The organism is Bacteroides muris (ex Fokt et al. 2023) (genome assembly GCF_024704895.1).
In the GTDB taxonomy this organism is placed as follows: Bacteria; Bacteroidota; Bacteroidia; order Bacteroidales; family Bacteroidaceae; genus Bacteroides; species Bacteroides muris.
The window spans coordinates 1-25122 of the sequence record NZ_JAMZEE010000041.1 but is presented as its reverse complement, the minus strand read 5'-3'; the positions used below and the strand labels follow the sequence as shown (position 1 = coordinate 25122).

Genomic DNA, 25122 nt, shown 5'->3' with positions numbered 1-25122 from the left:
TTATCACTATCAGATTCCCCAGAAGTCCATATCATAAGTCTCGGCGCAAAAAAAGTGGGATTCAGAGAAACCTCTGATCCCACTTCATCATATATAGTAAGCAACGGACAGTTATTTCTTATTCTTCATATATTCATCCGCTTTCTCCTTGGCACGTGCCACGCGCTTGGCTGTATCCGGATGAGAAGAGAACATCTTCTGGAACTTGGATTCCTTCGGTGCCTCCGCTGAAAGTTCAAGCAATTTGTTCAAAGCATTGTACATGGCATACGGATCGAGATTATTCTTGATGCAGAATTCAAAGCCATAATCATCCGCTTCCGTCTCCTGCTTCTGGGAGTATTGAGCACCTGCCAATGCCTCGGCCATGGCACCCAGTTCAGAATCACTCAATTTGGATACCGTAGAACTTGCAGCGCCGGCAGCATTCTTCACAGCCGAACGAAGGTAAGCATTCTTCATCGCATCCTTGGAATCCGTATGGATGACGTGACCTATCTCGTGGCCGACAACTGCCATCACTTCATCATCCGTCATGATGTCCATCAGTCCGGCACAGATGCGTACACTGCCATCACCACACGCAAAGGCATTCACATCTATTACTTCGTAAACACCGAAGTTTACCTTCAAGCCGTCCACTTCCTTGATATTTCCGGTCAGCTTCTCCAGACGCTTGCCGTAATCCGTTTCGGGTTTCGTCAGCGGATTGTGCGTATCCATCCATTCCATATACTCCTTGCTCATCGCTGCAATGTCAGCGTCGGACAATGAAATAGCCTTGATAGCATCCGTACCGGCTTGGACAGCTTTGGTCACATTGATTTTCTTTCCGCCGATTTTGAACTGCGCATAGGCAGTAGTGTTATAACTCATTCCGCATACTACAGCGGCAATGATGAAGAAATTCTTTTTCATGTACTTTATGATTTTATCCTATTTCGTTATGTCTATAGCAAAAAGCCGCCTAATTAATCATTAAACGGCTTTCCCAATATCTGTTCGAATCAGTTTACTTGATGATATCCAGTGCTTTGAAACACTTGGTCAGCTTCTCTACAGCGTAATCCACTTGTTCTACGGTATGGGTAGCCATCAACGCTACACGTACCAACGTATCTTGCGGAGCGCATGCAGGTGGAATAACCGGATTGATAAAGATGCCTTCGTCAAAAGCCAACTTCGTTACTGTAAATGTTTTCTCCGTATCACGCACATAGAGCGGAATAATAGGGGATTCTGTCTCACCGATTTCAAAACCCGCATCGCGGAACTTCTTCAAGGCATAGTTGGTGATGTCCCACAAACGCTGAATGCGTTCAGGTTCGGACTTGATGATATGAAGCGCTTCGCGAGCTGCAGCCGTAGAGGCAGGTGTGCTACTTGCCTGGAATATATAAGAACGAGCGTTATGGCGCAACCAATTGATTACCGCCTTGTCTCCAGCCACGAAACCACCGATAGAAGCCAATGATTTGCTGAATGTACCCATAATCAAGTCTACATCTTCGGTAACACCGAAATGGTCGCAGACACCACGGCCTTGCTTTCCAAATACACCCAGGCCGTGAGCTTCGTCCACGTAAATGCTGGCATTGTATTTCTTCTTCAAGCGGACGATTTCGGGCAGATTGGCCAAGTCGCCTTCCATGGAAAATACTCCATCCACGACAATCAGCTTTACAGCATCCGGTTCGCACTTCTGGAGTTCCTTCTCCAAAGCTTCCATATCGTTATGCTTGTACTTCAATTGAGTGGCAAATGCAAGACGACGGCCGTCTACAATGGAAGCATGGTCGCGGTCATCGCAAATGATATAATCCCCACGGCCCACAACGGCGGGAATAATGCCTTCGTTTACTGTGAATCCGGTAGAAAAGCAGAGCGCTTCATCTTTTCCCACGAATTCAGCCAATTCCTTCTCCAGCTCAACGTGTATATCGAGTGTTCCGTTCAGAAAGCGGGAACCGGCACAGCCGGTACCATATTTTTCCGTAGCAGCTATTGAGGCGTCAATGATACGTTTGTCGTATGTCAGTCCCATATATGCATTGGAGCCAAACATCAGAACCTTTTTACCATCCATCATTACCTCTGTATCCTGATGGCTGTTGATTGTGCGAAAATAAGGATATACGCCTTTTGCCATAAACTGTTGCGGCAGGTCGTATTTCGCAAATTTGTCTTGTAGTAAACCCATGAAATATCTTTTATATAATGAATATTTAATTCTATTAAATACAAGTCTTAAAAAAACAGGGGGCAAAGATAGCAAAATATGTCGGTATATGTTCTATTTACATTAAAAAAACTACTTATTCTTATTTTTAAAAGCACTATATGGTTAATTTTTCAGATATTTATATTACTTTTGCCAGTTGGAAAACTGCATAGCAATAATCCTTGCATGAACGAATACAAGAAGAAAATAGCATTTATCATAAACCCCATATCCGGCACTCAAAGTAAGGAACAGATACTGAAATGGCTCGACGAAAAGCTGGATAAGGAAAGGTATGTACAAGAAGTGATTTATACCGAACGGGCAGGCCATGCTGTAGAGATAGCGGCACAAAAAGCGCAAGAAAATGCACATGCCGTCATCGCCATAGGGGGAGATGGTACCATCAATGAGATAGCCCGCTCACTGGTACATACAAAAACCGCTTTGGGCATCATTCCCTGCGGTTCCGGCAACGGACTTGCCCGCCACCTGCAAATTCCGATGGAACCCAAAAAGGCCATCGACATCATTAATGACGGACTGATAGACATCATTGACTACGGAAAAATCAACAATGTACCTTTCTTCTGTACCTGCGGTGTGGGATTCGACGCATTTGTAAGCCTGCAATTCTCCAAAGCGGGAAGGCGAGGACCGCTCACTTATCTGGAAAAAACCCTGCTTGAAAGCTTGAAGTACCGTCCGGAAACCTATGAACTGGAAATGGATGGCAGTACCCTGCGATACAAGGCGTTTCTGATAGCCTGCGGAAACGCATCACAATATGGGAACAATGCCTATATTGCCCCACAAGCCACATTGAACGACGGGTTGCTGGACGTCACCATACTCGAGCCATTCACCGTACTCGATGTACCGTCACTCTCTTTCCAGCTCTTCAACAAGACTATTGACCAGAACAGCCGGATTAAGACATTCCGCTGTCAGACACTCCGTATTCACCGTTCCAAACCGGGGGTAGTCCACTTTGACGGTGACCCGATGATGATGGGAGAGAATATAGATGTAAAGATTATGAAGAAAGGGCTACAGGTCATTGTTCCCCACGACGCGGAAAAAGACACGAACGTCTTGCAGCGGGCACAGGACTATATCAACGGACTGAAACAGATTAATGATTCTTTTGTGGAAGACATCGCCCACAAAAACAAGATGATACTGGATAAAGGCAAAAGACAATTCAAAAAACTGACGAAAATGTAATGCTATAAAAAGGTACTGTAAGGAGTTTCTGAAAATAACTTTCCCCTTTTGATGCGTCATATAATATGTTTTATGTATTTTTGCATGTTCAAAATAGTAAATAAGTAAATCGTCAAACAGTAAATAAAAAGATGTATAGATCACACACCTGCGGAGAACTCCGTATCTCCGATGTTAACAAGCAAGTGACGCTGGCAGGTTGGGTACAGCGCAGCCGTAAGATGGGAGGTATGACTTTCATTGACCTCCGCGACCGTTACGGAATTACCCAATTAGTGTTCAACGAAGAGGTGAATGCCGAACTTTGCGAGCGTGCCAACCACTTGGGCCGTGAATTCGTAATTCAGGTAAAAGGTACCGTAAACGAACGTTTCAGTAAAAACCAGCATATCCCGACGGGAGACATTGAAATCATCGTATCGGAACTGAATGTCTTGAATTCATCCCTGACCCCTCCCTTCACCATCGAGGAAAATACGGACGGTGGCGACGATATCCGCATGAAGTACCGTTATCTGGACTTGCGCCGTGCCAACGTACGCAACAATCTGGAACTTCGTCATAAAATGACAATTGAAGTACGCAAATATTTGGACAATCAGGGATTCATCGAAGTGGAAACTCCTATTCTGGTAGGTTCCACACCCGAAGGTGCACGCGATTTCGTTGTTCCTTCACGTATGAACCCGGGACAATTCTATGCCTTGCCTCAAAGCCCGCAGACACTGAAGCAATTGTTGATGGTTTCCGGTTTCGACCGTTACTTTCAGATAGCCAAATGTTTCCGTGACGAAGACCTGCGTGCCGACCGCCAGCCGGAATTCACACAGATTGACTGCGAAATGTCTTTTGTGGAGCAGGATGACGTCATCAACCTCTTTGAAGGCATGGCCAAATATCTGTTTAAGGAAATCCGTGGTGTAGAGATGGACGAACCGTTCATGCGTATGCCGTGGGCAGATGCCATGAAGTATTACGGTAGCGACAAGCCCGACCTTCGTTTCGGCATGAAGTTTGTGGAACTGATGGACATCATGAAAGGACACGGATTCCCGGTATTCGACAATGCAGCCTACATCGGTGGTATCTGCGCAGAAGGCGCCGCACATTATACACGTAAACAACTGGATGCGCTGACCGAATTCGTGAAAAGACCGCAAATCGGTGCCAAAGGTATGGTATATGCGCGCGTGGAGGCAGATGGCAACGTAAAATCAAGTGTCGACAAGTTCTATACGCAGGAAGTATTACAGGAAATGAAGGCTGCTTTCAACGCCAAGCCTGGTGACCTGATTCTGATTCTGAGCGGTGACGATGCCATGAAGACCCGCAAGCAACTGAACGAGTTGCGTCTTGAAATGGGTAACCAACTGGGACTGCGCGACAAGAACAAGTTCGTCTGCCTCTGGGTGGTTGACTTTCCAATGTTTGAGTGGAGTGATGAAGAAGGCCGCCTGATGGCTATGCACCATCCGTTCACCCATCCGAAAGACGAAGATATTCCTTTGCTGGACACCAACCCGGCAGCTGTCCGGGCAGATGCATACGACATGGTGTGCAACGGTATTGAAGTGGGTGGAGGTTCTATCCGTATCCACGATGCACAGTTGCAAGCCAAAATGTTTGAGATTCTCGGGTTCACTCCGGAGAAGGCTCAGGAGCAGTTCGGCTTCCTGATGAATGCCTTCAAATACGGTGCACCTCCTCACGGTGGTCTGGCATACGGTCTGGACCGTTGGGTCAGCATCTTCGCAGGTCTCGACAGTATCCGCGACTGCATTGCATTCCCCAAAAACAACAGTGGACGCGATGTAATGCTGGATGCACCTTCGGCTATTGACCAGAAGCAGCTGGACGAACTGAATCTGACTGTTGAAGTGAAAGAGTAAAAGCAGATACAGAGTAGGAGAGTGAAAGAGTCTGCACGCATTTTTCGTTTTGCGGTAATCGGCACGCTGAATGCCTTGATTATGGCTGTTACCGTTTGGGTAATGATGGACGAACTGGACATCAACTATATGCTCTCCAATGTAACCGCATATATACTTGCACAGATACACAACTTCATCTGGTGCAAGTATTGGATATTCCCTACAGAAAAAAAGAGCAACACTTGGCGACAAGTGCTGCTCTTTTCTATAGCTTTCGGAATGGCTTACGGAGCGCAATTCCTTTTCCTCATAGGGCTGGTGGAGGGACTGGACTGCAACGAATACCTTGCCCAGTTCCTGGGATTATTCATCTACGGAAGTGTCAATTTCCTGATGAACAAACGGGTGACATTCCGTTAGTTCTCCCCCAGAGATCCCCGTCGTTATCAGTCAAGAAATCGTTTTGTCAATCCGGCATAGGCATCAATTCTGCGGTCGCGCAGGAAAGGCCACCAACGGCGTACATTTTCCGAACGTTCCAAGTCCACCTCTACAACGATATTTTCCGGCCGTTCGTTTCCTGCTTGGGCCAGGAACTCGCCTTGCGGTCCGGCCACAAAACTATTTCCCCAAAACAAGATACCATTGGTCTGCATGGAAGGATCCGGCTCATGTCCCACACGGTTCACTGAAACAACCGGCAAGCCGTTGGCCACAGCATGTCCACGCTGGGAGATAATCCAAGCATTGAGCTGACGCGCCTTTTCATCATCCGTATCACTGCTTTCCCAACCGATAGCCGTAGGATATATCAGTATTTCAGCTCCCTTCAGCGCCATCAGACGTGCTGCTTCCGGATACCATTGGTCCCAGCACACCAAAACTCCCAATTTGCCCAAAGATGTCTGAATAGGTTCGAAGCCTATATCACCGGGAGTAAAATAGAATTTCTCATAATAGGCGGGGTCATCAGGAATATGCATCTTCCGGTATTTCCCGGCAATGCTGCCGTCACGTTCAAAAACAACCGCTGTGTTATGATACAATCCGGGAGCGCGTTTCTCGAACAGAGAAGTGACCAGCACAATATCGTTGGCAGCAGCCAACTCTGAATAGAATCCCGTAGAAGGACCGGGAATCGGTTCTGCCAAGTCGAACAACTGCGTGTTTTCCGTCTGACAGAAATACAGAGAGTTATGCAGCTCCTGCAAAACAACCAATTGAGCCCCATGCGCCGCACATGCCTCTATACTTTTGGCCAAATTCATTAAATTAGTCCTGAGGTCCTTGGTATTGGCCTGCTGGATAATACCTACTTTTATTTTTCTTGTCATCTTATTCTATGGTTTATTGTTTTACTATGTATAATCGACATTACTTCAACACCCCTACGGGATATTGCATGGTAACACAATGCAAAGAGCCGTGTTGCTTAATCAAAGCACAGCAATCTATCCCGATAATTTCATAACCGGGAAAAGCCTCCCGCAACACTTCCCCCGCGCGGGCATCATTCTCCGGCTGGCGATAGGTGGGGTAAAGCACTGCATCATTCAGAATCAAGAAATTAGCGTAAGTGGCAGGAAGCCGTTCCCCTTCCTCTTCTATCTTATCGGCCATGGGCAAAGCCAGCAAACGGTAAGGTTCCCCCTTCAACGTACGGAAAGTCTTCAGTTGCTCCTCCATGCGATGCAGTTCTTCGTAATGCTCATCATCCGCATCCTTGCATTGTACATAGGCTATCGTGTCGGCAGGGCAGAAACGGGCCAGCGTGTCTATATGACTGTCCGTATCGTCACCTGCCAAATAACCGTAGTCCAGCCAAAGAACACGTTGCAGGTGAAAGACGGAACGAAGATATTCCTCAATTTCCACCCGGTTCATCTGTCCGTTCCGGTTAGGCGAAAGCAGGCATTCGGAGGTGGTGAGCAACGTACCCATGCCGTCACTTTCGATGGAACCGCCTTCAAGGACAAACCCCAAGCGATTTACATACTTTCCTTTCATCACTTCCGACTCCACCGCACGACGCGTAATCAAATTATCCTTATCGGATGCAAACTTCAATCCCCACCCGTTGAACTTAAAGTCGAGCAGAGATACACCGTCAGCATCCAGTAGGGTGATGGCTCCATGGTCGCGTGCCCAAGTATCATTCGTCTCACACTTCAGGAAACGGACATTTTCCATATTCACCCTGCCGAGAATCTGTTTCTTCACCTCATCCGGTTCTGGGGTTACAATCAGCAATGTCTCCCGGGCGGCTATTTCGTGGGCAATGGCTACAAAACATTCCTGCACTTCGTCCAACATATAGGTCCAGTCTGTACCCGCATGGGGCCATGTAAGCTGTATGCCGCTTTGCAAAGCCCATTCGGCAGGCAAGTGGGGAGCACGTGTCTCTACCTGAAAAGTCATATTCTTGCCAAAACGCACCTGACAGTCCTTCTCTGCGGCACCACCCAGCGGCAGTCCTACAAAATATCCCATATTATTTATCTTTTCTAATTCGTTACTTTTTAAGTTAGCAGAGAGAGGGAGAATAAACCTTAGGTTTAGAATTGCCAAACCTCTACTTCAGACTTCTAAACCTCTACTCTATGATTGTAAACCTCTACTCGTCAATTATCACTTATCTTCCTTCGGTTTCCGGTCGAAGAATGGATTCTTGGAGGATGCACTCACCGGAATGGCAAAGACAGTCTTGCATCCTTTCAGCCAATCCAAACGCTGAGCGGCAAGTCCGGCAGAAAACATGACACGGGTATCCACCCTCAAATCGGCAGCCATGGCACAAGCCGAACCTACAGCTATCCCTACATCCACCGTATTCAAAGCACAAGGTACTCCCTCCGGACGACCGGCACAAGTGGGAAAACCGCAGTGTCCGCAATTCAAACTTTGCGTCTGCTCGCGCGTACCTATTATAATTACACATTCAGCCTGCAAAATGTTGTCCGCATCACGGAGAAAGAACTTCATACCGTGCTCTTCAACCATAGCGACCATCTTTTCAGACAGCTTCTTAATGTCTTCACCCGTAACCAGCGCAGCTTCAATCACATCAATACCTTTTCCTTTCGGTGCCGTGCGCGCAGCAGTCAGCATTTGCCTTGCCACGTCAAGCACATGTTCGTGGCGGCAATCCCGTTCATTCTGTATCATAGTCTTTCTTTCCTGAATTAATTAGTGCGTCAAAGATAGCACAAATATTTTTTTGCACTATCTTTGCGATACAGAAAGATTAAAGGAACACCATGCTGCAAATAGAAAATGCCAGTATCGCCTACGGCAACGATATACTTTTCTCGGGTTTCAACCTGCAATTGGAAAGGGGAGAGATAGCCAGTATCTCCGGCCCTTCGGGATGCGGAAAGTCGTCACTGCTGAATGCCATACTTGGATTTACTCCGTTAAAAGAAGGACGCATCGTCTTGAACGGCATTCTGCTGGATAAAGGAAACGTCGACGTTGTCCGTAAGCAGACTGCATGGATTCCACAAGAACTGGCATTGCCGCTGGAATGGGTAAAGGACATGGTACAATTGCCCTTCGGTTTAAAGGCAAACCGGGGTACACCCTTTTCTGAAACCCGTTTATTTGCATGTTTCGAGGATTTGGGTCTGGAACAAGAGTTATATTACAAACGGGTGAACGAAATATCCGGAGGCCAACGCCAACGGATGATGATAGCCGTAGCCTCAATGATTGGCAAACCACTGACCATTGTCGATGAACCGACTTCCGCTCTCGACTCCGGTTCCGCGGAAAAAGTACTCTCTTTCTTCCGCAGGCAGACAGAAAATGGAAGTGCCATACTGACCGTATCCCATGACAAAAGATTCGCCAACGGATGTGACCGACATATAATCATGAAATAACATACACACTATTGGGAACCATAGATATATCATACCTCAGCCTGGGCATCGGATTATTGCTATTATTAATACCGCTGTTTTACATCTGGAAGTTCAAGACCGGACTGTTGCGCGCTACTGTGATAGGTACGGCACGCATGATTGTCCAGTTGTTCTTCATCGGCATATACTTGAACTACCTCTTTTTATGGGATAACCCGTGGATAAACTTTCTATGGGTAATTGTCATGATATTTGTAGCATCGCAGACGGCATTGGCACGAACACAATTGAAGAGGAAGATTCTGCTCCTGCCCATATCCGCAGGTTTCTTATGCAGTGTAGTATGTGTAGGCTTGTACTTTATCGGAATAGTACTGAGAGTGGAAAACGTATTCAGCGCCCGGTATTTCATCCCTATTTTCGGCATACTGATGGGCAACATGCTATCCAGTAACGTCATAGCCCTCAACACCTATTATAGTGGACTGAAACGGGAACAACAGCTTTACCGGTATCTTCTCGGCAATGGTGCTACAAAAGCGGAAGCACAGGCACCTTTCATCCGCCAAGCCATCATCAAATCCTTCAGTCCGCTGATTGCCAATATATCCGTGATGGGGCTGGTTGCTTTTCCGGGAACCATGATTGGCCAGATATTGGGTGGCAGCAGCCCGAATGTGGCCATCAAATATCAGATGATGATTATGGTCATCACCTTTACCGCCTCCATGCTGTCACTGATGATTACAATTTCTCTGGCTTCCCGCAAGTCGTTTGATGCTTACGGCAAGCTACTGCCGGTGATGGTGGAGAAGAAGGGAAAAGAGGAGCATAAATAACCATATTGTACCCACAAAAATAGTTCAATTATATATAAATATACAGCCTACAAGACTTTTTTTAAACTGGAATTCTTTTTAATCCATTGCTTTTTACTATATTTGCAACCAAATTTTCTGTTCACAATGAAAATTAAGGAATTAGTAAGCGCCCTTGAACGGTTCGCGCCTCTGCCATTGCAAGACGGATTTGATAATGCCGGCCTGCAAATCGGATTGACAGATGCGGAAGCAACAGGGGCTTTGTTGTGTCTTGACGTTACTGAAGCTGTACTGGATGAAGCCATTGCATTGGGGTATAATGTGGTTATATCACATCACCCTCTCATTTTCAAAGGGTATAAATCCATCACGGGCAGGGATTATGTGGAACGTTGTATCTTGAAAGCCATCAAGAATGACATCGTTGTTTATGCTGCGCACACCAACCTGGATAATGCGCGGGGAGGAGTGAACTTCAAAATTGCCGAAAAAATAGGTTTAAGAAATGTTCGTATCCTGGAAGCCAAGGAAAATGCGCTGGTAAAGCTGACCACATTTGTACCGACCGCCCAAGCGGAAGACGTGAGGAAAGCCTTGTTCGACGCTGGATGCGGCAATATCGGCAACTATGATTTGTGCAGTTATAACATGGAAGGCGAGGGGACATTCCGAGCCCGGGAAGGCGCCCATCCATACTGTGGAGCGATAGGGGAGCTACATACCGAACGTGAAGTACGTATTGAGACAATCATACCCGCCTACAAAAAAGCGGAAGCTGTCAAGGCACTGCTTGCGGCACATCCATATGAAGAACCGGTCTATGATATTTATCCCTTGCAAAACTCATGGCCACAAGCCGGAGCCGGTGTCATTGGCGAATTGGAAGTACCGGAGACAGAACTTGAATTCCTGAAACGGATAAAGAAAACCTTCGAAGTAGGGTGTCTCAGACATAACAAACTCCTCGGGCGGGAAATACAGACTGTTGCATTGTGTGGCGGCGCCGGCGCTTTCCTGATGCCGCTTGCCATCCGCAACCGTGCAGATGTCTTTATCACCGGCGAGATAAAATACCACGACTATTTCGGACATGATACCGATATATTATTGGCTGAAATAGGGCATTATGAAAGTGAGCAATATACGAAAGAAATATTTTATACAATAATCCGGGATTTGTTTCCTCATTTTGAGGTCCAGATGACCAAGGTGAATACAAACCCCATAAAATACATGTAAGTAAAATGGCTAAAGAAGCAAAAAAAGATCCTCAGGAATTGACCGTAGAACAGAAGTTGAAAGCTTTGTTCCAATTGCAGACAATGCTGTCCAAAATCGATGAAATCAAGACGTTGAGAGGTGAACTTCCACTGGAAGTACAGGACTTGGAAGACGAAATAGCCGGTCTGAGTACCCGTATAGACAGAATCAAGGCAGAAGTTGCCGAGTTGAAATCCTCCATTGCAGGAAAGAAAGTTGAAATTGAAACCGCAAAGGCTTCTGTAGCTAAATATAAAGACCAGCAGGACAACGTACGCAACAACCGTGAATACGACTTCTTGAGCAAGGAAATCGAATTCCAGACATTGGAAATTGAACTCTGCGAGAAGCGCATCAAGGAATTTGCAGCACAAGAGGAAGAAAAGTCTCAGGAAGTGGCAGAAAGCACTGCTGCGCTGGAAGAAAGACAAAAAGACCTCGACGTCAAGAAGAGCGAACTGGACGAAATCATCTCCGAAACCAAGCAAGAGGAAGAGAAGCTGAGAGACAAGGCCAAAGAACTGGAAACAAAGATTGAACCCCGTCTGCTTCAGTCCTTCAAACGTATCCGTAAGAATTCACGCAATGGACTGGGTATTGTATACGTACAGCGTGATGCTTGCGGTGGTTGCTTCAACAAGATTCCGCCCCAGAGACAATTGGACATCCGCTCACGCAAGAAAATTATCGTTTGCGAATATTGTGGCCGTATCATGATTGACCCGGAATTGGCAGGTATAACTCCCGAACAGAAAGTGGAAGTTGTAAAGGAAAAGCCAGTAAGAGCAAAAAGAAAAATCGTACATATCGGCTCAGATAATTAAAAATAGAACATTTTCTATATATAAAACGGCAATAGTAAAGCACCTATTGCCGTTTTTTTGTTAAATAAGCTCATAAAAACCTGCTATTAGAGAAAAAAGAAGTAGTTTTGTTGCTTGAAAAATTAATAGAATTAAATTAAAAAGCATGAGACTAAACAAATTATTCATACTCTATTCACTTTTCGGAATATTGATGGCATCGTGCATAAAAGATGAAGCACCCAATGCTGAAGCTGATATAACAGGCATCTCTTTTGAAGAAGATGTACTGGCAAATTCATACATTGATCTGAACCCGTCGTACGACGAAAGCCAGAACGCCTACCCAATACGGATCAGTGTGAAAGAAGGTACGGACATGACAAGTCTGGCCCCCATATTTGAATTGACTCCGGGAGCTACCATCAGTCCTGCCAGTGGGAGTGTTCAGAACTTCACGACTCCAGTACGATATACAGTCACTTCGGAAGACAAGGCCTGGCATCGTGTCTACGCCATTACTGCCAGAGAACAAAAGGCAAGTAACATTCCGACCACATACCACTTTGAAAAGGTAAGAATCATGCAAAATGTATGGCAGGAATTCTACGAAGAGCAAGATTCCGGTAACGAATTGACATGGGCAAGTGGTAATAAGGGATTCAAATGGGCTATGAGTGAAGCCGCAACAGAAGATTATCCTACTACCCAAATAGACAATGGCAAAACTGGAAAATGTGTGAAATTGGAAACACGCCTCACTGGCGACTTAGGTAACATGGTAGGTATGCCCATCGCCGCCGGTAATCTGTTTATCGGCAGTTTCGACATGCTGAATGCTATTACCAATCCGCTTAGTGCTACGCGCTTCGGTACTCCTTTCTACAATAAACCTTTACGACTGACTGGATACTATAAGTATAAGGCCGGAGAACAATTTTATGAAAATGGCGAATATACCTCCCGAAAAGATATATTCAATATCTATGCAATATTTTATGATGGAGTAAAATATGACAGTGCAGGAAAGGGGACAGATGTAACACTGGATGGAAATCTGCCGAATCAAAACTACGAACACTCCAGCATGGTGGCTCTTGCTTTAGTTTCCAATCCGCAAGAAACAGAAGGAGACGAATGGAAATTCTTTGATATACCTTTCGACTACCAACGGTACGGAAAGAAGATTGACGAAGCCAGACTGGCTAAAGGAGAATATAAGATAGGCATCATATTTGCCTCAAGCAAGGATGGTGCCACTTTTGAGGGTGCTCCAGGAAGCACTTTACTTATAGACGAAGTGGAACTGATTTACGAATAAGAATCATATAGAATTGGAATACAACATGATAAAGAAAATATTAGCATTTATCGTACTGGTGGGATGTATGCAGACTGCCTTATACGCTCAAGAAAACCAGAACCGTACGCTTATAAACGCCGCTCTACACGGTTGGGAATATGAAATAAGGGCCGGTGTCAGTATCGGCGGCACTTCTCCGCTTCCATTACCCGTAGAAATACGAAGTATCGATGCCTATAATCCTACCTTAGCCTTTATGCTGGAAGGAAATGCCATCAAATGGTTGGGCAAAACAAAAAAATGGGGTGTAATAACCGGTGTAAGACTGGAAACCAAAAATATGATTACCAAAGCGACAGTAAAGAACTATGGCATGGAAATCATAGGAAATGACGGTAACCGTTTGAAAGGCAACTGGACCGGGGGAGTAAAAACTAAAGTACGCAATGCCTACATCACCGTCCCCGTGCTGGGTGCATATAAAATCAACTCACGATTGCGGGCCAAAGCAGGTATATATGTCTCATATCTGATGGATGAGGAATTCTCCGGACATGTATATGAAGGCTATTTGCGTGAAGGAGACTCCACCGGAGAAAAGGTAAACTTCTCCGACGGTGCCATTGCCACTTACGACTTTTCGGATGACTTGCGCAAGTTTGCCTGGGGCGTGCAAGCTGGTGTAGACTGGCGTGCCTTCAAACATCTGAGTGTATTTGCCGACCTTACATGGGGATTGAATGATATTTTCAAGAAAGATTTCAATACAATTACCTTTGCCATGTATCCCATCTACTTGAATGTGGGTTTCGGGTATGCCTTCTAAGATACTCGGGTATACCGAGTAAATACTCATAAACAAATAAAGGTTTAGGTTGTTATCAATCCCATAAAAAGATAACCACCTAAACCTTTATTTATGAATATAAAAGCTTGGAGCACTGCGTTGCTCATATTATGCCTATGTCCTGCGGCTATGGCACAGAAAGCCAACCGCGATGCGGCGTTCCAGACAGAGCATATCTGCCTGCAGACCTATCCTGATGGCATCGCTTGCATTCGCATTCGGAGTCATGCCGCTTGCAGCTTTTTGCAACTCGAGCAGGAGCGGGAAACCGCATCGCACCGGGAAGGTGCCGTAGTATTCGATATGGCACTGAATACCTTGCTCGCCACGGTCTATATCCCGAATTTCTACGAATTGGTGCAGAAGTTGCAGGAAAAGTTCAGCAGCAAAAAGAGGAATTCATAACAAAAAATGTATCTTTGTATGCTGATTTTTTGTCGTACCCATAAAATGTTGAAAGCATGAAAGCATATTTCATCACGATACTTGCTTTGTTCGCTTGCATGGCTACCGCCATCCGACCACTGCAAGTATCAAGACTTGAAAACCAGATTGACAGTCTACTCAAAGACAAGAAAGCCACCGTCGGTATAGCCGTATGGACAGACAAAGGAGATATGCTCCGATATAACGACCATGTACACTTCCCCTTGCTTAGTGTATTCAAATTCCATGTGGCACTGGCCGTACTGGACAAGATGGACAAGCTGGGAATCAGTCTGGACAGCATTGTTTCCATAAAGGCATCCCAAATGCTGCCCAATACCTACAGCCCCCTTCGGAAGAAATTTCCCAATCAGGATTTTACGATTACGCTTAGGAAACTGATGCAATACAGTATTTCCCAAAGCGACAACAATGCCTGTGACATCTTGATAGAACATGTAGGAGGTATTAAATATATCAATGACTATATCCGCAGGTTGGGTATCGACTCCTTCAACCTCTCGGAAACAGAAGATGACATGCACTCCAGTTTCGAGGCTGTATACCGCAACTGGAGTACTCCTTCCGCTATGGTCCGACTACTGAGAACGGCCGATGAAAAAGAGTTGTTCTCCAACAAGGAGCTGAAAGACTTCTTATGGCAGACCATGATAGATACTGAAACCGGTGCCAACAAACTGAAAGGTATGTTGCCAGCCCAAACCGTGGTAGGACACAAGACCGGCTCTTCCGACCGCAATGCCGACGGCATGAGAACTGCGGATAATGATGCCGGACTCGTTATCCTTCCCGACGGCCGGAAATACTACATTGCCGCCTTCGTCATGGACTCATACGAGACGGACGAGGACAATGCGGACATCATCGCTCGCATATCACGCATGGTATACGATGAGATAAGATAAGATTAAAAAACAAGGAGGCTATCGTCAGCTCCTTCTATAAATTTTGATACTTGGGTATATCTTGCAGAAAAGTATAGCTGTTATGCTCGTAATCTATGTGGCAACAATAATGCTGAAGCCCGTTGCTGACAACCAGATAATCCACTTTCAGCACCATGTTGTAGCGAGTAATCTGGTCGAAAACCTTTTGGGTGATTTCTATTTCGGGGGCCTTGTATTCCACAATCATCCGGGCAGTGAGGTCACGCCGATAGAGCACTGTATCACAGCGTTTCTTTGTACCGTTCAGCTGTACCTGCACCTCATTTGCCATAAGCGCTTGCGGATACCCCTTGTGAACAAGAAGAAAGTGAACGAAGTGCTGCCGTACCCATTCTTCGGGTGTCAAGGCGACATAACGACGACGGATTACATCGAAAATAACATTTTTTCCGTCTCTTACGGCAATTTTAGTATCGAATGCTGGTAGGTTTAACGATAACATTTACTACATTTGTAAGTTAAATAATGGTTCCCCGTCTTTTGGGAACACAAATTTAATGAAATCTTATGAAAACAAAAGAAGAAATCGTAGCCAATTGGCTGCCCCGTTACACAAAACGTAACCTGGAGGATTTTGGAGAGTACATTCTGTTGACCAACTTCAACAAGTACGTAGAGATTTTCGCAGAAAAGTTCAATGTTCCCATTTTCGGTAAAGATGCCAACATGATATCTGCCAGTGCGGAAGGAATGACCATCATCAACTTCGGCATGGGAAGCCCTAATGCCGCCATTATCATGGACTTGTTAAGCGCCATCAAACCCAAGGCATGTCTGTTTCTGGGCAAGTGCGGGGGCATAGACAAGAAAAATAGAATAGGAGACCTTATCCTTCCCATAGCCGCCATCCGTGGCGAGGGTACTTCCAACGACTACTTCCCACCCGAAGTTCCATCACTCCCGGCATTTATGTTGCAACGCGCCGTTTCTTCTGCCATCCGCGACTATGCTCGCGACTACTGGACTGGTACCGTATACACCACCAACCGCCGCATCTGGGAACATGACGAGGTATTCAAGGAATATCTGAAGAAAACCCGTGCCATGGCCGTTGATATGGAGACAGCGACTTTGTTCAGTTGTGGTTTTGCCAATCATATTCCCACGGGAGCCCTTCTGTTGGTTTCAGACCAACCGATGATTCCGGAAGGTGTAAAAACCGACAAGAGCGACAATCTGGTTACCCAGAACTATGTAAATGAGCATGTTGAAATCGGCATTGCATCCCTGCGCATGATTATTGATGAGAAAAAAACCGTAAAACACTTGAAATTCGACTGGTAGTCCCTTATGGGCATCCCGTAGCACTTTTACTTTATATATGGCAAAACAAGAAACCACATGTGATGATATTCTAAAGGAGCTGAGAGCCAAGCAATATCGCCCCATCTACTATCTTATGGGCGAGGAATCGTATTACATAGACCTCATCTCCGACTATATCACAGATAACGTTCTCACTGACACCGAAAAGGAATTCAACCTGACCGTAGTTTACGGTGCAGACGTGGATATAGCTACCGTCATCAATGCGGCCAAGCGCTATCCGATGATGTCCGAACGCCAAGTCGTAGTTGTAAAAGAGGCACAAGCCATCCGCAACATGGAAGAACTTTCATACTACCTGCAAAGGCCGTTGAATTCCACTATTCTTGTCCTATGCCACAAACATGGAGTACTGGACAGAAGGAAGAAACTGGCTGCCGAAATAGAAAAGGTGGGGGTCTTGTTCGAATCCAAGAAGGTGAAGGATGCCCAGTTACCGGCATTCATCACCTCATACATGAAGCGCAAAGGTGTAGACTTGGAACCCAAAGCCACCTCCATGCTTGCCGATTTCGTAGGTACGGACCTCAGCCGCCTTACGGGAGAACTGGAAAAACTGATTATAACTCTTCCAAAAGGTCAGACACGCGTCACCCCCGAACAGATAGAACGCAACATCGGAATCAGCAAGGATTATAATAACTTTGAACTTCGCAGTGCCATCGTAGAAAAAGATATACTAAAGGCCAATAAAATAATAAAATATTTTGAAGAAAATCCGAAAACAAACCCTATTCAAATGACTTTATCTTTACTTTTCGGTTTCTTCTCCAACTTGATGTTGGCATACTATGCCCCCGAAAAAACAGAGCAGGGCATTGCCGGCTTCATAGGCTTGAAAACTCCCTGGCAGTCTCGCGAATACCTAAGTGCCATGCGTCGCTATAGCGGTGTAAAGACCATGCAGATAATCGGAGAGATTCGATATTCAGATGCCAAATCCAAAGGAGTAGGAAATTCCTCTCTAAGCGATGGAGATATCCTCCGGGAACTGGTCTTTAAGATTCTACACTAACGACTGATTTGCTACCATTCTGTTATTTTTAGGGGGATTTATCCCCCTTTTTTCTATTTCATCCTTCAATACAGACAAGAGAATAAGAGATAACTCTCATATTCACAATATACTACACTCATTTATAAGCCTTGAGAATTGTTTTTTCACGACGAATCGACCACTTATGCGGAAATAAGGCGAGGATTCAAATCCTGAAGAACAGACAATAAAGAGAGAATCTTATTTTCTTATTCATGTCACATTTTTTCTTCTTAGTAAGGAGGAATGTAAAAATCACTCTGACTTTAAATCGGTATAAAAAGAATCTGTCATGCTTTTCATGAGTACGATAGTTGTAATCTGCAACTACAAGTATTTACTATTGTAAATATATGACATTACATAATCACTACATTTAAAAATATTATATAACAACCGTGATATTACATTTGAAAATACAAATGTAAAATACGATATTTAATGCCGTAAACTAATGATTTACAAAAATAATAGAGTAGGGGTTAACCTACTAGTTTATAAGATATAACTATGCAAATATCAATAATATATATTATTTTATCAAATTATCAGATTATATAATACGAAGGATTGGCAAAAAACAAATGTAATATAGGATTTTATGCCAAATAAATATAGCATAACACCTCTAATAGCCATACATATATATTATTTTATTAAACCTTGAATAAATATCTATTTTGCTCATTATTCCTACTATAGCATTTGTAATAATTAATATTGTAATAACAGTATTTCATTTGTGAAATATAAAATATTACATTTTTGATTTGCTTTTATGGCGCTGTTTTTTTACTTTTGTAATCCAATAATTATCATATACAATTGTAATAAACACATAAGCCATGAGCATAAAAGACAGATTCAAAATGGTTATGGACCGAGAGAAACTGACAGCAGGAGCTTTTGCCGAGAGCATCGGTGTGGCCCAAGCCACCATTTCCCACATCTTGGGTCCGCGTAACAAATATCCAAGTACGGAAGTTATTCTCCGATTGCATCAACGTTACAATGATATAAACTTGGAGTGGCTGCTTACCGGCCAAGGCAATATGAGTAATAATCCGGACTCACCCGAAAATGATGGATTCGACTATCCTCTATTTGCTGAGAATCCGGAAAATCTGACCAACGGGCTGGATGAAACTGAGAATCGCACGGAAATTGCATTAGAAACATCCTCAAAAATGCCTAAAGAAATTGTAAAACAAGAGATTATATACAAAGAAAGACCTCCCAGAAAAATCACTGAAATAAGAATTTTTTTTGATGATAATACCTACGAGACTTTCAAACCGGAAAATTGAAGAATGAGAATGGAAATAGACTAACGCCCCGGCATAAAAAAGAAACGGGTTCATTTTATTCTACACTCGGTTTACATTATCTTTGCATCCGAAAAGAAAAACATCCCTCTTTATAGATATGAAAAAGTATATTTTAGATCTGACAGTGACGGAGAACCTCCGCTTACACGCCAACTACGTGCTGCTGAAGCTGACTTCTCCGTCCCAGCTTCCGGAAATGCTGCCGGGACAATTTGCTGAAATTCGTGTGGACGGCTCGCCTGCCACTTTTTTACGCCGCCCCATCTCCATCAATTATGTAGATAGACAACGGAATGAAGTCTGGTTTTTAATCCAACTTGTAGGCGATGGAACCAAGCGATTAGGCGAAGCAAAAGCAGGCGATATAATCAATGTAGTGCTTCCGCTGGGAAACTGCTTCACAATGCCTGAAAAAGCCTCAGACAAGCTCTTGTTGGTAGGCGGAGGTGTAGGAACAGCTCCTATGTTATATTTAGGCGAACAGCTTGCCAAGAAAGGCTGCAAGCCAACATTCCTGCTGGGTGCCAGAAGTGACAAGGACTTGCTTCAATTAGAACAGTTTGCCGCCTATGGCGAGGTATATACCACTACTGAGGATGGCAGCCATGGAGAAAAGGGATATGTAACGCAACACTCCATATTAGATAAGGTGTGCTTCGAGCAGATATATACTTGCGGTCCGAAACCGATGATGATGGCAGTAGCAAAGTATGCCAAAAGTAAAGGCATCAGTTGCGAAGTATCTTTGGAAAATATGATGGCGTGTGGCATAGGCGCTTGTCTATGCTGTGTAGAAAATACCACAGAAGGTCATTTGTGCGTATGTAAAGAAGGTCCGGTTTTTAATATAAACAAACTATTATGGCAGATTTAAGTGTAAATATTGGTGAATTACAAATGAATAATCCGGTGATGACTGCATCCGGAACATTCGGATATGGTGAAGAATTCGCCGATTTCATCGAACTATCGCGAATAGGCGGTATTATTGTAAAGGGAACCACTCTTCACAAACGTGAAGGCAATCCATATCCGCGCATGGCAGAGACTCCTTCGGGTATGTTAAACGCTGTGGGACTGCAAAATAAGGGTGTTCATTACTTTGTTGAACACATCTATCCCCGCATCAAGGACATTCAGACCAACATGATTGTGAATGTTTCGGGTTCTGCCATCGAAGACTATGCCGAAACAGCCGCAATCATTAATGAACTTGACAAAATTCCTGCCATAGAATTGAACATCTCTTGCCCCAACGTGAAGCAAGGAGGAATGGCATTCGGTGTTACCGCCAAGGGCGCCGAAGAAGTGGTGAAAGCCGTGCGCTCAGTTTACAAAAAGACACTTATCGTAAAGCTCTCCCCGAACGTTACCGACATCACTGAAATAGCCCGCGCAGCCGAAAATGGCGGTGCAGACAGTGTTTCCCTCATCAATACCCTGCTGGGAATGGCTATAGACGCGGAACGCAGGCGTCCGATACTCTCCACTGTAACCGGTGGCATGTCCGGTGCGGCCGTGAAACCCATTGCCTTACGTATGGTATGGCAAGTAGCCAAAGCGGTAAAAATCCCCGTCATAGGCTTGGGAGGTATCATGAACTGGAAAGATGCTGTGGAATTCATGCTTGCAGGTGCCTCTGCCATCCAGATTGGTACGGCAAACTTCATTGATCCGGCGGTTACAGTGAAAGTGGTAGAAGGAATAAATGACTATCTTGACAGACACGGTTATCAGTCTATAAAGGATATTATCGGTGCACTCGAGGTATAAAGAATAACAAGAGATTGCCATTCGCAATATATATTCATAAAAAAGGACATTCATTGACGAATGTCCTTTTTCTTTTTATTTACATCAGTAAACTTACTCTCCCAACAAATCCGGACGCAATCTACGGGTCCTTTCCAACGACTGTTGCAGCTCCCATTCCTTAATCTTGGCCTCATGTCCGGAGAGTAAAATATCCGGAACCTTCCATCCATTGTAATCAGCGGGACGTGTATAGACCGGTGCGGCCAGCAGATTGTCCTGAAAAGAATCTGAAAGTGCAGACTGCTCATCGGAAATCACTCCCGGAATGATACGGACGATGGCATCTGCCATGACAGCCGCCGCCAGTTCTCCGCCAGTCAACACATAGTCGCCGATACTGATTTCCTTGGTGATGAGATGCTCGCGAATCCGGTAATCTATCCCTTTGAAATGCCCGCAGAGAATGATGAGATTCTGGGCAAGGGAAAGAGTATTTGCCATCGGCTGATTGAACTGCTCACCATCGGGGGTCGTAAAGATAACCTCGTCGTAATCCCGCTCGGCCTTCAAGGCGTTGATACACCGCTCTATCGGCTCTATCTTCATGACCATTCCGGCAAAGCCGCCAAACGGATAATCGTCTACACGACGGTACTTATCTTCCGTATAATCACGAAGATTATGGATATGTATCTCTGCAAGCCCTTTATTTTGAGCACGTTTCATAATGGAGCAGTTAAAGAATCCCTCAATCATCTCCGGCAAAACTGTGATAATGTCAATGCGCATATAACTTTATTTTAGCTATTTCAAGCTGCAAAAGTACAAATATTCGGGGAGAAACCCGTATTTTTGCGTTCAAACAATCCGAAAACCCTATGACTGTAAAAGAAAAAATAGACCAGCTCCGTGCGGAATTACACCAGCACAACTACAATTATTATGTGCTGAATGCTCCTGAAATATCCGATAAGGAGTTTGACGACCTCATGCGCGAGCTACAAGAGTTAGAGAAAAAACATCCTGAATACCAAGATGATAATTCGCCCACGATGCGTGTAGGAAGTGATTTGAACAAGAATTTCACACAAGTGGCACACAAATATCCCATGCTTTCATTAGGAAACACTTATTCCGAAAGTGAAGTGACCGACTTCTACGAACGGGTAAAGAAAGCACTGAACGAAGATTTTGAAATCTGCTGCGAGCTGAAGTATGACGGCACTTCCATCTCGTTGACTTACGAGGACGGCAAACTGGTGCGTGCCGTCACCCGTGGCGACGGTGAAAAGGGCGATAACGTGACGGATAATGTGAAGACAATCCGGACGATTCCGCTGGTACTCCATGGGAATTATCCTAAGTCATTCGAAATCAGAGGGGAAATTCTGATGCCCTGGGTGGTCTTCGAAGAACTGAACCGGAAAAAGGAAGCACGTGAGGAACCGCTTTTCGCCAATCCGCGCAATGCTGCTTCCGGTACATTGAAATTGCAGAATTCCGCTATCGTAGCATCCAGAAAGCTGGATGCTTATCTCTACTATCTATTGGGAGAGGAATTGCCCTGTGACGGCCATTACGAGAATCTGCAAGCCGCCGCCAGCTGGGGATTTAAAACATCAGAGCACACCAGAAAAGCCCACAGCCTGGAGGAAGTCTTCGAATATATCAATTATTGGGATACAGAACGTAAGAATCTTCCGGTGGCTACTGATGGTATTGTGTTAAAAGTCAACAGTTTAAAACAACAGAAGAATTTGGGATTCACAGCGAAGTCCCCCCGATGGGCCATCGCATACAAATTTCAGGCAGAACGTGCACTGACACGGCTGAACAAAGTCACCTATCAGGTAGGACGTACCGGTGCAGTGACTCCGGTTGCCAATCTGGACCCCGTGCAACTGTCCGGCACCATTGTGAAACGTGCCTCTCTGCACAATGCAGATATTATCGAAGGACTGGACTTGCATATAGGCGACATGGTGTATGTGGAAAAAGGCGGTGAAATCATCCCAAAAATAACCGGAGTCGATAAGGATGCCCGCGGTATGCTTATCGGTGAAAAAGTGAAGTTCATCACTCATTGTCCCGAATGTGGCAGTAAACTGATACGTTTTGAAGGAGAAGCAGCCCACTATTGCCCTAATGAAACCGCTTGCCCTCCGCAGATTAAAGGGAAGATAGAGCATTTCATCAGCCGCAAAGCCATGAATATAGACGGACTGGGACCTGAAACCGTAGATATGTTCTACCGATTAGGGCTGATAAACGATACTGCAGATTTATACCAGCTCAAAACCGACGACATCAAAAACCTGGAACGAATGGGCGAAAAATCGGCAGAAAACATAGTCAACGGTATCGCGGCAAGTAAAGAAGTGCCATTCGAAAGAGTACTCTTTGCACTGGGCATACGCTTCGTGGGAGAAACAGTTGCCAAGAAAATAGCCAAGTCCTTTACGGACATCGAAGAGCTGGAAAACGCGGATATCGAAAAGCTGAAAAACATCGATGAAATTGGTGAAAAAATAGCGCAGAGCATCATAACTTATTTCTCCAATCCCGCCAACAGAGAGCTGGTGGAACGGCTGAAAGCAAACGGCCTGCAACTCCACCGGACGGAAGAAGACCTCAGCGGATACACCGACAAACTGGCGGGTCAGTCCATCGTCATCAGCGGCGTATTCACTCATCACTCACGGGACGAATACAAAGAGATGATTGAAAAAAACGGTGGAAAAAACGTCGGCAGCATCTCCTCCAAAACCAGCTTTATCCTGGCCGGAGAAAATATGGGACCTGCCAAACTGGAGAAAGCACAGAAACTGGAAGTTAAGATTATGAGCGAAGATGAGTTTTTGACATTGATATCCTAACAGATTTCCACAAAAAGCTTTTTTATGGCTTATATTTGTAGGGTAAATCGAAAAAAATCGTACTTTTGCGAGTCATTTAATTAGAGATTACTTTATAATACTCATGATACAGACAAGATTGAAAGGAATGGGGGTAGCGCTGATTACTCCATTTAAAGAGGATGAAAGCGTTGACTACGATGCGTTGATGCGTTTGGTAGACTATCAACTTCAAAACAATACCGACTTTTTGTGCGTACTCGGCACCACAGCAGAAACTCCGACTCTGACCGAAGAGGAGAAAAAGAAAATCAAGAAAATGGTCATCGAGCGGGTGAACGGAAGAATTCCCATCCTGCTGGGCGTAGGCGGAAACAACACCCGTGCCATAGTGGAAACACTGAAAAATGACGATTTCACCGGAGTAGATGCTATTCTTTCCGTTGTTCCATATTACAACAAACCCTCGCAAGAGGGTATATATCAGCATTATAAGGCCATATCGGAAGCAACTGATTTGCCGATTGTGCTTTATAATGTCCCCGGTCGTACCGGTGTGAACATGAAGGCGGAAACAACCCTGCGCATTGCACGCGATTTCAAGAATGTGATAGCCGTCAAAGAAGCTTCGGGCGACATCACGCAGATGGATGACATCATCAAAAACAAACCGGCCAATTTCGACGTTATTTCAGGTGATGACGGCATTACCTTCCCTCTGATTACCCTAGGGGCCGTCGGTATCATCTCAGTCATCGGAAACGCGTTCCCACGTGAGTTCAGCCGTATGGTACGCCTGGCACTGCAAGGAGACTACGCCAATGCATTGACCATTCACCACAAATTTGCCGAATTATTCAAGCTTCTGTTTGTAGATGGTAACCCTGCCGGAGTAAAAGCCATGCTCAACGTAATGGGAATGATTGAGAACAAGCTCCGTCTGCCATTGGTGCCGACCAGAATCACCACTTTCGAAGCTATGCGCAAGATTCTGGATGAATTGAACATTAAATGTTAAGGCCTTATACCGCCCTTATAAGATATTAATTTCCAGTATACAACATATTAATATCAGATATGCAAGAAGTTAATTTCGTGAAAACACGAAATTAACTTCTTCTTTTTTCGGATCAGTCCGAAAACCCTGTGGGTATATTATGTTAATACGCGAAAGTGAATTATCTTTACGGTTAAATTAAGCAATATCAATCC

24 protein-coding genes and 1 pseudogene are annotated in these 25122 nt (G+C 44.8%); 18 read left to right on the top strand and 7 right to left on the bottom strand.

What is annotated here, in order from left to right:
• Nucleotides 1–111 precede the first annotated feature (111 nt).
• Together M1B78_RS14560 and spt are read right to left on the bottom strand one after the other, a co-directional pair.
• Nucleotides 112–918, bottom strand: coding sequence for a M48 family metallopeptidase (locus M1B78_RS14560; RefSeq protein WP_257931732.1), 807 nt, complete (start codon nucleotides 916–918; stop codon nucleotides 112–114).
• Between the two features lie 94 nt (nucleotides 919–1012).
• Nucleotides 1013–2200 carry a serine palmitoyltransferase gene (gene spt, locus M1B78_RS14555; RefSeq protein ID WP_016273772.1) on the bottom strand — a complete coding sequence of 396 codons (1188 nt, stop codon included), beginning with the start codon at nucleotides 2198–2200 and terminating at the stop codon, nucleotides 1013–1015.
• A 207-nt stretch (nucleotides 2201–2407) separates the two neighbouring features.
• Between spt and M1B78_RS14550 the strand changes: the two genes are divergently transcribed.
• The 3 genes from M1B78_RS14550 to M1B78_RS14540 all read left to right on the top strand — a co-directional run bounded on the left by M1B78_RS14550 (nucleotide 2408) and on the right by M1B78_RS14540 (nucleotide 5739).
• Nucleotides 2408–3448 carry a diacylglycerol/lipid kinase family protein gene (locus tag M1B78_RS14550; protein ID WP_016273773.1) on the top strand — a complete coding sequence of 347 codons (1041 nt, stop codon included), beginning with the start codon at nucleotides 2408–2410 and terminating at the stop codon, nucleotides 3446–3448.
• A gap of 131 nt (nucleotides 3449–3579) precedes the next feature.
• Nucleotides 3580–5337, top strand: coding sequence for an aspartate--tRNA ligase (gene aspS / locus M1B78_RS14545; protein WP_257941053.1), 1758 nt, complete (start codon nucleotides 3580–3582; stop codon nucleotides 5335–5337).
• 21 nt (nucleotides 5338–5358) lie between these two features.
• A complete protein-coding gene (locus tag M1B78_RS14540; RefSeq protein WP_005827823.1) occupies nucleotides 5359–5739 on the top strand; it encodes a GtrA family protein in 381 nt (126 codons plus the stop codon).
• 26 nt (nucleotides 5740–5765) lie between these two features.
• Here M1B78_RS14540 and M1B78_RS14535 read toward each other — a convergent pair whose 3' ends face one another.
• From M1B78_RS14535 to M1B78_RS14525, 3 genes are all read right to left on the bottom strand, one after another.
• Nucleotides 5766–6653, bottom strand: a complete 888-nt coding sequence (locus M1B78_RS14535; protein ID WP_005827821.1) for a carbon-nitrogen hydrolase — start codon at nucleotides 6651–6653, stop codon at nucleotides 5766–5768.
• 40 nt (nucleotides 6654–6693) lie between these two features.
• On the bottom strand, nucleotides 6694–7809 hold the full coding sequence (locus M1B78_RS14530) for an agmatine deiminase family protein (RefSeq protein ID WP_257941052.1): 1116 nt from the start codon (nucleotides 7807–7809) through the stop codon (nucleotides 6694–6696).
• A gap of 138 nt (nucleotides 7810–7947) precedes the next feature.
• The gene (locus M1B78_RS14525) at nucleotides 7948–8484 is read right to left on the bottom strand and encodes a ferredoxin domain-containing protein (RefSeq protein ID WP_009038385.1); all 537 of its coding nucleotides are present in this window, start codon (nucleotides 8482–8484) and stop codon (nucleotides 7948–7950) included.
• A gap of 92 nt (nucleotides 8485–8576) precedes the next feature.
• On the opposite strand from M1B78_RS14525, the gene M1B78_RS14520 reads away from it, so the two are divergent.
• From M1B78_RS14520 to M1B78_RS14485, 8 genes and pseudogenes are all read left to right on the top strand, one after another.
• Complete coding sequence (locus M1B78_RS14520) at nucleotides 8577–9200, top strand: ABC transporter ATP-binding protein (protein WP_005827815.1); 624 nt, start codon at nucleotides 8577–8579, stop codon at nucleotides 9198–9200.
• Between the two features lie 11 nt (nucleotides 9201–9211).
• On the top strand, nucleotides 9212–10021 hold the full coding sequence (locus tag M1B78_RS14515; protein ID WP_257941051.1) for an ABC transporter permease: 810 nt from the start codon (nucleotides 9212–9214) through the stop codon (nucleotides 10019–10021).
• Nucleotides 10022–10147: 126 nt separating this feature from the next.
• Nucleotides 10148–11242 (top strand): Nif3-like dinuclear metal center hexameric protein, encoded by a 1095-nt coding sequence (locus M1B78_RS14510; RefSeq protein WP_257941050.1) that lies wholly within the window; start codon nucleotides 10148–10150, stop codon nucleotides 11240–11242.
• Nucleotides 11243–11247: 5 nt separating this feature from the next.
• Nucleotides 11248–12087, top strand: coding sequence for a zinc ribbon domain-containing protein (locus M1B78_RS14505; protein WP_005827804.1), 840 nt, complete (start codon nucleotides 11248–11250; stop codon nucleotides 12085–12087).
• A 145-nt stretch (nucleotides 12088–12232) separates the two neighbouring features.
• Nucleotides 12233–13387, top strand: a complete 1155-nt coding sequence (locus M1B78_RS14500; RefSeq protein ID WP_005837174.1) for a PCMD domain-containing protein — start codon at nucleotides 12233–12235, stop codon at nucleotides 13385–13387.
• A 25-nt stretch (nucleotides 13388–13412) separates the two neighbouring features.
• Nucleotides 13413–14195, top strand: a complete 783-nt coding sequence (locus M1B78_RS14495; RefSeq protein WP_005837175.1) for a porin family protein — start codon at nucleotides 13413–13415, stop codon at nucleotides 14193–14195.
• A gap of 168 nt (nucleotides 14196–14363) precedes the next feature.
• Nucleotides 14364–14621 (top strand): annotated as a pseudogene (locus M1B78_RS14490) (efflux RND transporter permease subunit); the annotation flags it as partial.
• A 56-nt stretch (nucleotides 14622–14677) separates the two neighbouring features.
• Complete coding sequence (locus tag M1B78_RS14485; protein WP_257941049.1) at nucleotides 14678–15568, top strand: CblA family class A beta-lactamase; 891 nt, start codon at nucleotides 14678–14680, stop codon at nucleotides 15566–15568.
• A gap of 34 nt (nucleotides 15569–15602) precedes the next feature.
• On the opposite strand, the gene M1B78_RS14480 is transcribed toward M1B78_RS14485, so the two are convergent.
• Nucleotides 15603–16052 carry a type I restriction enzyme HsdR N-terminal domain-containing protein gene (locus tag M1B78_RS14480; protein ID WP_257931727.1) on the bottom strand — a complete coding sequence of 150 codons (450 nt, stop codon included), beginning with the start codon at nucleotides 16050–16052 and terminating at the stop codon, nucleotides 15603–15605.
• 65 nt (nucleotides 16053–16117) lie between these two features.
• On the opposite strand from M1B78_RS14480, the gene M1B78_RS14475 reads away from it, so the two are divergent.
• The 5 genes from M1B78_RS14475 to M1B78_RS14455 all read left to right on the top strand — a co-directional run bounded on the left by M1B78_RS14475 (nucleotide 16118) and on the right by M1B78_RS14455 (nucleotide 21073).
• Nucleotides 16118–16894, top strand: coding sequence for an AMP nucleosidase (locus M1B78_RS14475; protein WP_136010113.1), 777 nt, complete (start codon nucleotides 16118–16120; stop codon nucleotides 16892–16894).
• A gap of 37 nt (nucleotides 16895–16931) precedes the next feature.
• The gene (gene holA / locus M1B78_RS14470; protein WP_136010112.1) at nucleotides 16932–17951 is read left to right on the top strand and encodes a DNA polymerase III subunit delta; all 1020 of its coding nucleotides are present in this window, start codon (nucleotides 16932–16934) and stop codon (nucleotides 17949–17951) included.
• An 866-nt stretch (nucleotides 17952–18817) separates the two neighbouring features.
• Nucleotides 18818–19279: a helix-turn-helix domain-containing protein gene (locus M1B78_RS14465; RefSeq protein ID WP_257931725.1), complete on the top strand. Its 462-nt coding sequence runs from the start codon at nucleotides 18818–18820 to the stop codon at nucleotides 19277–19279.
• A 118-nt stretch (nucleotides 19280–19397) separates the two neighbouring features.
• Nucleotides 19398–20174 carry a dihydroorotate dehydrogenase electron transfer subunit gene (locus M1B78_RS14460; RefSeq protein WP_257931724.1) on the top strand — a complete coding sequence of 259 codons (777 nt, stop codon included), beginning with the start codon at nucleotides 19398–19400 and terminating at the stop codon, nucleotides 20172–20174.
• Complete coding sequence (locus M1B78_RS14455; protein ID WP_009038379.1) at nucleotides 20162–21073, top strand: dihydroorotate dehydrogenase; 912 nt, start codon at nucleotides 20162–20164, stop codon at nucleotides 21071–21073. Before M1B78_RS14460 ends, M1B78_RS14455 begins: the two co-directional genes overlap by 13 nt.
• A 93-nt stretch (nucleotides 21074–21166) precedes the next feature.
• Here M1B78_RS14455 and trmD read toward each other — a convergent pair whose 3' ends face one another.
• Complete coding sequence (trmD, locus tag M1B78_RS14450) at nucleotides 21167–21844, bottom strand: tRNA (guanosine(37)-N1)-methyltransferase TrmD (protein WP_005837186.1); 678 nt, start codon at nucleotides 21842–21844, stop codon at nucleotides 21167–21169.
• Nucleotides 21845–21933: 89 nt separating this feature from the next.
• Here trmD and ligA point away from each other — a divergent pair, with 89 nt between their 5' ends.
• Both ligA and dapA read left to right on the top strand, forming a co-directional pair.
• A complete protein-coding gene (gene ligA, locus M1B78_RS14445) occupies nucleotides 21934–23931 on the top strand; it encodes an NAD-dependent DNA ligase LigA (protein WP_257941048.1) in 1998 nt (665 codons plus the stop codon).
• A 103-nt stretch (nucleotides 23932–24034) separates the two neighbouring features.
• The gene (gene dapA / locus M1B78_RS14440; RefSeq protein WP_005827769.1) at nucleotides 24035–24928 is read left to right on the top strand and encodes a 4-hydroxy-tetrahydrodipicolinate synthase; all 894 of its coding nucleotides are present in this window, start codon (nucleotides 24035–24037) and stop codon (nucleotides 24926–24928) included.
• The last annotated feature ends 194 nt before the right edge of the window (nucleotides 24929–25122 follow it).